Origin of the sequence: Mycobacterium sp. 1274756.6 (assembly GCF_001668625.1) — a bacterium.
Taxonomy (GTDB): Bacteria; Actinomycetota; Actinomycetes; order Mycobacteriales; family Mycobacteriaceae; genus Mycobacterium.
This window is the reverse complement of record NZ_LZLJ01000007.1, coordinates 37,771-46,706: the sequence shown is the minus strand read 5'-3', so window position 1 is coordinate 46,706 and position 8,936 is coordinate 37,771. Positions and strand designations below refer to the sequence as shown.

Sequence of the window (8,936 nt, the reverse complement as noted above, 5' to 3'; positions counted from 1 at the left end):
CGCAGCGACCTCAACGTCCCGCTGGACGCCGACGGCGCCATCACCGACCCGGGCCGCATCGCCGCGTCGGTGCCCACCCTGCAGGCGCTGGTGGACGCCGGCGCCAAGGTGGTGGTCGCCGCGCACCTGGGCCGGCCGCAGGGCGCCCCGGGCCCGAAGCTGTCCCTGGCGCCGGTCGCCGCGGCGCTGGCGGAACACCTGGGCCGGCACGTCCAGCTGGCCGGCGACGTCGTGGGCACCGACGCGCTGGCCCGCGCCGAGGGCCTGACCGACGGGGACGTGCTGCTGCTGGAGAACATCCGGTTCGACCCGCGCGAGACCAGCAAGGACGACGCGCAGCGCCGCGCGCTGGCCGAGCAGCTCGCCGAGCTGGTCGCCGCCCCCGACGGCAGCCCGGGCGCGTTCGTCTCCGACGGGTTCGGGGTGGTGCACCGCAAGCAGGCCTCGGTCTACGACGTGGCCGGCCTGCTGCCGCACTACGCGGGCACGTTGGTGGCCGCCGAGGTCGCGGTGCTGGAGCAGCTGACCACCTCCACCGAGCGGCCCTACGCGGTGGTGCTGGGCGGCTCGAAGGTCTCCGACAAGCTGGCGGTCATCGAGTCGCTGGCCGGCAAGGCCGACAGCCTGGTGATCGGCGGCGGCATGTGCTTCACCTTCCTGGCCGCCCAGGGCCTGTCGGTGGGCACCTCGCTGGTGCAGCCGGAGATGGTCGACACCTGCAAACGGCTGCTGGAGACCTACCACGACGTCATCCGGCTGCCGGTCGACGTCGTCGTCGCCCCCGAGTTCGCCGCCGACGCCCCCGCCGAGGTGGTCGCCGTCGACCAGATCCCGGCCGACCGGATGGGCCTGGACATCGGGCCCGGCTCGGTGGAGCGGTTCACCGCCCTGCTGACCAACGCGCGCACCGTGTTCTGGAACGGGCCGATGGGCGTCTTCGAGTTCCCGGCGTTCGCCGCGGGCACCAAGGGGGTCGCCGAGGCGATCGCCACCGCCACCGGCCGCGGCGCGTTCTCGGTCGTCGGCGGCGGGGACTCGGCGGCCGCGGTGCGCGCCCTGGGCCTGCCCGACGACGGTTTCTCCCATATCTCCACCGGGGGCGGCGCCTCCCTGGAGTACCTCGAGGGCAAGACCCTGCCCGGCCTGGACGTATTGAGCAACTGACCCCCGCACCCCACCCCTGCAGCGAAGGACAGCCATGAGCCGCAAGCCGTTGATCGCCGGCAACTGGAAGATGAACCTCAACCACTTCGAGGCGATCGCCCTGGTGCAGAAGATCGCGTTCTCGTTGCCGGACAAGTACTTCGACAAGGTCGATGTCACGGTGCTGCCGCCGTTCACCGACCTGCGCAGCGTGCAGAGCCTGGTCGACGGCGACAAGCTGCGGCTCACCTACGGCGCCCAGGACGTCTCCCGGCACGACTCGGGCGCCTACACCGGTGAGATCAGCGGCGCCTTCCTGGCCAAGCTGGGCTGCAGCTTCGTGGTGGTCGGGCACTCCGAGCGGCGCAGCTACCACGGCGAGGACGACGCGCTGGTGGCCGCCAAGGCCGCCGCCGCACTCAAACACGAGATCACCCCGATCGTCTGCGTGGGGGAGGGCTTGGAGATCCGGGAGGCCGGCAACCACGTCGAGTACTGCGTGGAGCAGCTGCGCGGCTCCCTGGCCGGGCTCTCCGCCGACCAGATCGCCGCCACCACCGTCGCCTACGAGCCGGTCTGGGCGATCGGCACCGGCCGGGTGGCCGGCCCCGCCGACGCCCAGGAGGTGTGCGCCGCGCTGCGGGCCCTGCTCGGTGAGCTGGCCTCCCCGGCGGTCGCCGACACCGTCCGGGTGCTCTACGGCGGTTCGGTCAACGCCAAGAACATCGGCGACCTCATCGCCTGCGACGACGTCGATGGCGCCCTGGTGGGCGGGGCGTCGCTGGACGGCGAGCAGTTCGCCACCCTCTCGGCGATCGCCGCGGGCGGGCCGCTGCCGTAATCCGCGGCCACCATCGCACCCGGTGTGCTGTACTTGACAACGAGTACCGCGACGAATCGGCCAGCTGAGGGAACGGACATGACGGTGCAGGACGGCAAGGACGTGACCACCGACAGCCGGGTGCGGGTGTTCGCCGGCACCGACGCCGAGGCCACCGGCGTGATCGTCGACGACTTCGGCGAAGCCGCCGGCTTCGCCGTGGAGATCGGCCCCAACCACATCGCCGACCCGGCCCGCCGCTACGCGGTGCTGCTCGACGACGGCGGCCTGGTCTTCGCCGACACCGCCGACCTCGCCGCCGAATAACCCGCCGCGGCCGGTGCGGTAGGGTAACGGCCATGGTTTTGACCCTGCAGATCCTCCTGGTGATCACCAGCGTGCTGGTGATGCTGCTGGTGCTGCTGCACCGCGCCAAGGGCGGCGGGCTGTCCACCCTGTTCGGTGGCGGCGTCCAGTCCAGCCTGTCCGGGTCGACCGTGGTGGAGAAGAACCTCGACCGGCTCACCCTGTTCGTCACCGGCATCTGGATCGTGTCGATCATCGGCATCGGTCTGCTGATCAAGTACGGCGGCTGACCCCCACCGCGATACTGGGGGCATGAGCTCTTCCCCCGACGCCGCCGACCCCGCCCTCGCCCCGATCGGGGCGGTGCGCCGCACCCGCATCGGCCGGGAGGCCACCGAACCGCTGCGCGCCGACATCCGCCTGCTGGGCACCATCCTCGGCGACACCATCCGCGAACAACACGGCGACGAGGTCTTCGAGCTGGTCGAGCGGGCCCGCCGCGAATCGTTCCGGGTGCGCCGCTCCGAACTCGACCGCGACGAGCTGGCCGCCATGTTCGCCGGGCTCGACACCCGTCGGGCGATCCCGGTGATCCGGGCGTTCAGCCACTTCGCGCTGCTGGCCAACGTCGCCGAGGACATCCACCGGGAACGCCGCCGCGCCCTGCACGTGGCGGCCGGGGAGCCGCCGCAGGACAGCAGCCTGGCCGCCACCTACGCCAAACTCGACCGCTGCCGCGACACCGGGGCGCTGGACACCGCCACCGTCGCCGAGGCGCTGCGCGGCGCGCTGGTCGGGCCGGTCATCACCGCCCACCCCACCGAGACCCGCAGGCGCAGCGTGTTCGCCATCCAGCGCCGGGTCACCGAGCTGATGACCCTGCACGCCGCCGGCCACACCCGCACCGACGACGGCCGCGACGTCGAACGCGAACTGCGCCGGGCGGTGCTGATGCTGTGGCAGACCGCGCTCACCCGGTTGACCCGCCCGCAGCTGACCGACGAGATCAAGATGGGCCTGCGCTACTACCCGGCGTCCTTCTTCGCGGTGGTGCCCGAGGTCAACGCGGAAGTCCGGGCCGCGCTGCGGAGCCGCTGGCCCGACGCCGGGCTGCTCGACGAGCCGATCCTGCGGCTGGGCTCCTGGATCGGCGGGGACCGCGACGGCAACCCCAACGTCACCGCCGAGGTGGTGCGCTACGCCACCGGCAGCGCCGCCTACACCGCGCTGGCCCACTACCTGGGCGAGCTGCGGCTGCTGGGCCGGGAACTGTCGCTGTCCGCCCGGCTGGTCACCGTCACCGACGAGCTGGCCGCGCTGGCCGCCGCCGCACCCGGCCCGGCCCGCGCGGACGAACCCTACCGCCGGGCGGTGGAGCTGATCCGCGGCCGGCTGACCGCCACCGCCACCGGCCTGCTCGACCGGGACCCGCCGGACCTCCTCGAGCTGGGGCTGGCGCCCTACCGCGACCCCGCCGAGCTGCGCGCCGACCTCGACGTCCTCGACGCCTCGCTGCGCGGGCACGGCAGCACCCTGCTCGCCGAGGACCGGCTGGCCCGGCTGCGGGAGGCGGTGCACGCCTTCGGCTTCCACCTCAGCGGGCTGGACCTGCGGCAGAACTCCGACGTGCACGAGGAGGTCGTCGCCGAACTGCTGGCCTGGGCGGGGGTGCACCCCGACTACCCGAGCCTGGGCGAGGACGAGCGGGTGGCGCTGCTGGCCGCCGAGCTGGCCACCCGCCGGCCGCTGCTGCGCGCAGGCGCCGACCTGTCCGACACCGCGGCCCGGGAACTGGGCGTGCTGGCCGCCGCGGCGCACGCGGTCGCGGCGTTCGGGGCCCGCGCGGTGCCCAACTACGTGATCTCGATGTGCCGGTCGGTCTCGGACATGCTGGAGGCGGCGCTGCTGCTCAAGGAGGTCGGCCTGCTCGACGCGGCCGGCCGCCAACCGGATGCCCCGGTGGGCATCGTGCCGCTGTTCGAGACCATCGACGACCTGCGCGACGGCGCGCAGATCCTGCGCCGCGCGCTGGCGGTGCCGCGGTACCGCGCCCTGGTGGCCGCCCGCGGCGACACCCAGGAGGTGATGCTGGGCTACTCCGACTCCAACAAGGACGGCGGCTACCTGACCGCCAACTGGGCGCTGTACCGCGCCGAACTCGACCTGGTCGAGGCGGCCCGCGCCACCGGGATCCGGCTGCGGCTCTTCCACGGCCGCGGCGGCACCATCGGGCGCGGCGGCGGCCCCAGCTACGAGGCGATCCTGGCCCAGCCGCCCGGCGCGGTCAACGGCGCGCTGCGGCTCACCGAACAGGGCGAGGTGATCGCCGCCAAGTACGCCGACCCGGCCGGCGCGCACCGCAACCTGGAGGCGCTGCTGGCCGCCACCCTGGAATCCACCCTGCTGGACGTGGAGGGTCTCGGCGACCACGCCGCGGCCGCCTATGCGGTGCTCGACGACCTGGCCGACCGCGCCCGCGACGCCTACGCCGAACTGGTGCACCGCACCCCGGGTTTCGTCGACTACTTCACCGCGTCCACCCCGGTCGCCGAGATCGGCGAGCTCAACATCGGCAGCCGCCCGACCTCACGGCGCCCGACCGCCTCGATCGACGACCTGCGGGCCATCCCGTGGGTGCTGTCCTGGACCCAGTGCCGGGTGATGCTGCCCGGCTGGTACGGGGTGGGCAGCGCCGTCGAGTCCTGGCTGGCCGCCGGCCCCGAACCCGAGGCCGAGCGCCTGGCGGTGCTGCAGGACCTCTACCGCCGCTGGCCGTTCTTCACCACCGTGCTGTCCAACATGGCCCAGGTGCTGGCCAAAACGGATCTGGGGCTGGCCGCCCGCTACGCCGCGCTGGTGGGCGACGAGGCGCTGCGCGCCCGGGTGTTCGCCGCCATCTGCGACGAGCACCGCCGCACCATCGCGGCGCACCGGCGCATCACCGGCGACGACAACCTGCTGGCCGACAACCCGGGCCTAGCGCGCTCGGTGTTCAACCGCTTCCCCTACCTGGAGCCGTTGAACCACCTGCAGGTGGAGTTGCTGCGCCGCTACCGGGCCGGCGACGACGACGCCGCCGTGCGGCGCGGCATCCTGTTGACGATGAACGGGCTGGCCAGCGCGCTGCGCAACAGCGGCTGACGCCGCGCAGCGGCTAGCGGCGGGTCCAGCCGAACAGGGTGTTCACCGCGCCGCGCATCGCCGCCTCGGCGGTCGCCAGCGGTGAGCCCACCGCGCCGCGGATGTCCTTGAGCCCCAGCATGTATTCGACGCGTTCGGCGATCGCCTCCAGCCGGTCGACGACCCCGCCGAGCGCGGTGGTGACCTCGTCGAGGCTGCCCAACGTCCGATCCAGGTGATCGAGGGTCCGGTTCAGCGACACCATCGAGTTGTCCAGCCCGTCGATCGTGCTGGACAGCCCGTCGAGCACCTCGTCGAGCTGGCCGACGGTGAGGTCGGCGTTCATCGCCGCCTGCGCCAGGGTCTTGATGCGTTCGCGGGCCGGGGTGCGCTCGGAGCGGTCTGCCATGGCTGCCATTATGGCCGCTGCGGCAGCTTCGCGGCGGCATCCCGGTCAAGTAGCCAGACCGTGTGCTCGCTGCCCACCGCCCCGGCGGCCGGGATCTCGGCCGGGTCGGCCCCGCCCACCGCGGCGGCCACCGCGTCGGCCTTGGCCGCCCCGCCGACCACCAGCCACACCTGCCGGGCGCGGCGGACCGCCGGCAGGGTCAGCGTGATCCGCCGCGGCGGCGGTTTGGGGGAGTCGGGCACCCCCACCACCAGCCGCTCGGTCTCGGCGACCGCGTCGGTGTGCGGGAACAGCGAGTTGACGTGGCCTTCGCCGCCCATCCCCAGCAGGTGCACGTCGAACGCGGCGACACCGGCCAGGACCTGCTCGTAGGCGCGGGCCGCGGCGTCGAGGTCGTCGCCGAACTCGCCGTCGCTGGCGGCCATCTCGTGCACGTTGCCCGCCGGGATCGCGATCCGGTCCAGCAGCGCCTCCCGGGCCTGTTTGGCGTTGCGCTCGTCGTCGTCGGCGGCCACGAACCGCTCGTCGCCGAAGAACACCTGCACCGCCGACCAGTCCAGGCAGGCCGGATGCGCGGCGGCGTGGCGCAGCAGACCGATGCCGGTGCCGCCGCCGGTCAGCACGATCGACGCCCGGCCCCGCGCGGTCAGCGCCGACTCGATCACGCCCACCAGCCGGTCCCCGGCGGCGGCCACCAGCGTCGCGGTGTCCGGATAGACCTGGACGGTGGCGCTCATGGGTAGCGCACCCGGTTGATGCCGTCGAGCGCGGCGCGGTAGATCTCGTCGCCGTCGAGGCGGCGCAGATCCTCGGCCAGGCATTCGGCCACGTCGCGGCGGGGCAGCGAGATCAGCGTGTCGGGGCGGGCGGTGCGGCTCAAGGTGGCGACAACCCCTTCCTGCGGTCGGCTCAGCGCGATCGTCTCGGAGTCACGTATCAACTCGATCTTAAGCTCCCCGAACTCCCGGTGCACCGGGGCGTCGAGCCGGCTGGCCAGCCAGCCGGCCAGCACGTCGAGCGCCGGTTCCGAGCGCAGCCCGGAGACCCGCACCGCGGTGACCGGCTCGTGCGGCGGCTGATCCAGCGCCGAGGCCAGCAGCGCCCGCCAGTAGGTGATCCGGCTCCAGGCCAGGTCGGTGTCGCCGGCGGTGTAGCCGGGCAGCCGCCGCCGGATCGCGGCCAGCGGGTCGCGGTCGTTGGTCGCATCGGTCAGCCGCCGGATCGCCAACCGGCCCAACGGGTCCCGCGCCGGGGTGGCCGGCGCGTCGTCGGGCCACCACGCCACCACCGGGATGTCCGGCAGCAGGAACGGCAGCACCACGCTGTCGGCGTGCCCGGCCAGCGGACCGCCCAGCCGCAGCACCACCACCTCCCCGGCCCCGGCGTCCCCGGCCACCCGCAGCTGGGCGTCCAGCCGCGGCTCCCGGCCGCCGCCGGGGGTCACCACGATCACCCGGCAGGGATGCTCATGGCTGGCGGTGTTGGCCGCCGCGATCGACTCCTCGATCAGCTGCGCGCCGCTGGTGGCGATGAGCAGGGTCAGCACCCGGCCCATCGTCACCGCGCCGACCTCCTCGCGGACCCGGTTGAGACGCTTGTTGACCGCGGTGGTGCTGGTGTCGGGCAGGTCGATGATCACGGCCGCCGCCATTCCCGGCCGGTGCCGGCCAACATCCGGTCGGCCGACTCCGGGCCCCAGCCGCCGGCCGGGTAGGGCTCCGGCGCGCCGTGCGCCGCCCAGTTCTCCAGCACCGGGTCGAGGATCTGCCACGACAGCTCGACCTCGGCGTTCACCGGGAACAGGGACGGCTCGCCGAGCAGGACGTCGAGGATGAGCCGCTCGTAGGCCTCGGGGGAGTCCTCGGCGAACGCCGAGCCGTAGGAGAAGTCCATGGTGACGTCGCGGACCTCCATCAGATGCCCGGGCACCTTCGACCCGAACCGCAGCGTGATGCCCTCGTCCGGCTGCACCCGGATCACCAGCGCGTTCTTGCCCAGTTCGTCGGTCATGGTGGAGTCGAACGGCAGGTGCGGGGCGCGTTTGAACACCAGCGCGATCTCGGTGACCCGCCGGCCCAGCCGCTTGCCGGTGCGCAGGTAGAACGGCACCCCGGCCCAGCGCCGGGTGTCGACCTCCAGGGTGATCGCGGCGAACGTCTCGGTGGTCGAGTCGGGGGCGAACCCCTCCTCCTCCAGCAGGCCGGCCACCGGCCGGTCGCCCTGCCAGCCGCGGGTGTACTGGCCGCGGGCGGTGGTCTGGTCCAGCGGCTGGGCCAGCCGGGTCGCCGAGAGCACCTTGATCTTCTCGACCTGCAGTTCGGCGGGGCCGAAACTGACCGGCTCCTCCATGGCGGTCAGCGCCAGCAGCTGCAGCAGATGGTTCTGGATGACGTCGCGGGCGGCGCCGATGCCGTCGTAGTAGCCGGCCCGCCCGCCCAGCCCGATGTCCTCGGCCATCGTGATCTGCACGTGGTCGACGTAGTGGGCGTTCCAGATCGGGTCGAACAACTGGTTGGCGAAGCGCAGCGCGAGCACGTTCTGCACCGTCTCCTTGCCCAGGTAGTGGTCGATGCGGAACACCGCCTCCTCCGGGAACACCGCGTTGACCACCGCGTTGAGCTCCCGGGCGCTGGCCAGGTCGTGGCCGAACGGCTTCTCGATGACCACCCGGCTCCACCGGTCGCCGCGGGCCTCGGCCAGCCCGGTGCGGTGCAGCTGCTCGCACACGATCGGGAACATCTTCGGCGGCACCGACAGGTAGAAGGCGTGGTTGCCGCCGGTGCCGCGTTCGGTGTCGAGTCGGCCGAGGGTGCGGGCCAGCTCGGCGAAGGCGGCGTCGTCGTCGAAACTGCCCGGCACGAACCGGAAACCCTCGGCCAGCCGGTCCCACACCGGCTGCCGGAACGGGGTGCGGGCGTGCTCGCGCACCGCGTCGTAGACCACCTGCCCGAAGTCCTCGTCGGCCCAGTCGCGGCGGGCGAACCCGACCAGCGCGAAGTTGGGCGGCAGCAGCCCGCGGTTGGCCAGGTCGTAGATGGCCGGCATCAGCTTCTTGCGCGACAGGTCCCCGGTCACCCCGAAGATGACCACCGCGCACGGCCCCGCGATGCGCGGCATCCGCTTGTCGCGCTTGTCCCG

Annotated in this window: 9 protein-coding genes; 5 read left to right on the top strand and 4 right to left on the bottom strand. The window is 73.2% G+C overall.

Features of this window, described 5'->3' with window-relative positions:
* From A5643_RS01035 to ppc, 5 genes are all read left to right on the top strand, one after another.
* A partial coding sequence (locus A5643_RS01035; RefSeq protein ID WP_066851168.1) for a phosphoglycerate kinase occupies positions 1 to 1,164 on the top strand: 1,164 nt, incomplete at its 5' end.
* A 34-nt stretch (positions 1,165 to 1,198) separates the two neighbouring features.
* A complete protein-coding gene (gene tpiA / locus A5643_RS01030) occupies positions 1,199 to 1,984 on the top strand; it encodes a triose-phosphate isomerase (protein ID WP_066851167.1) in 786 nt (261 codons plus the stop codon).
* 78 nt (positions 1,985 to 2,062) lie between these two features.
* On the top strand, positions 2,063 to 2,290 hold the full coding sequence (locus A5643_RS01025) for a hypothetical protein (RefSeq protein WP_066851166.1): 228 nt from the start codon (positions 2,063 to 2,065) through the stop codon (positions 2,288 to 2,290).
* A 32-nt stretch (positions 2,291 to 2,322) separates the two neighbouring features.
* Positions 2,323 to 2,559, top strand: coding sequence for a preprotein translocase subunit SecG (gene secG, locus A5643_RS01020; protein WP_066851165.1), 237 nt, complete (start codon positions 2,323 to 2,325; stop codon positions 2,557 to 2,559).
* 22 nt (positions 2,560 to 2,581) lie between these two features.
* A complete protein-coding gene (gene ppc / locus A5643_RS01015) occupies positions 2,582 to 5,410 on the top strand; it encodes a phosphoenolpyruvate carboxylase (RefSeq protein ID WP_066851164.1) in 2,829 nt (942 codons plus the stop codon).
* Positions 5,411 to 5,423: 13 nt separating this feature from the next.
* Here ppc and A5643_RS01010 read toward each other — a convergent pair whose 3' ends face one another.
* The 4 genes from A5643_RS01010 to zwf are packed head-to-tail and all read right to left on the bottom strand — an operon-like array spanning position 5,424 to position 8,915.
* Entirely contained in the window at positions 5,424 to 5,798 is a 375-nt protein-coding gene (locus A5643_RS01010) for a hypothetical protein (RefSeq protein WP_066851163.1), read from the bottom strand.
* Between the two features lie 8 nt (positions 5,799 to 5,806).
* Positions 5,807 to 6,535, bottom strand: a complete 729-nt coding sequence (pgl, locus tag A5643_RS01005; RefSeq protein WP_066851162.1) for a 6-phosphogluconolactonase — start codon at positions 6,533 to 6,535, stop codon at positions 5,807 to 5,809.
* Complete coding sequence (opcA, locus tag A5643_RS01000; protein WP_066851172.1) at positions 6,532 to 7,437, bottom strand: glucose-6-phosphate dehydrogenase assembly protein OpcA; 906 nt, start codon at positions 7,435 to 7,437, stop codon at positions 6,532 to 6,534. The genes pgl and opcA overlap by 4 nt, the downstream gene beginning before the upstream one ends.
* Positions 7,434 to 8,915: a glucose-6-phosphate dehydrogenase gene (zwf, locus tag A5643_RS00995; RefSeq protein ID WP_156628420.1), complete on the bottom strand. Its 1,482-nt coding sequence runs from the start codon at positions 8,913 to 8,915 to the stop codon at positions 7,434 to 7,436. The genes opcA and zwf overlap by 4 nt, the downstream gene beginning before the upstream one ends.
* Positions 8,916 to 8,936 lie beyond the last annotated feature (21 nt).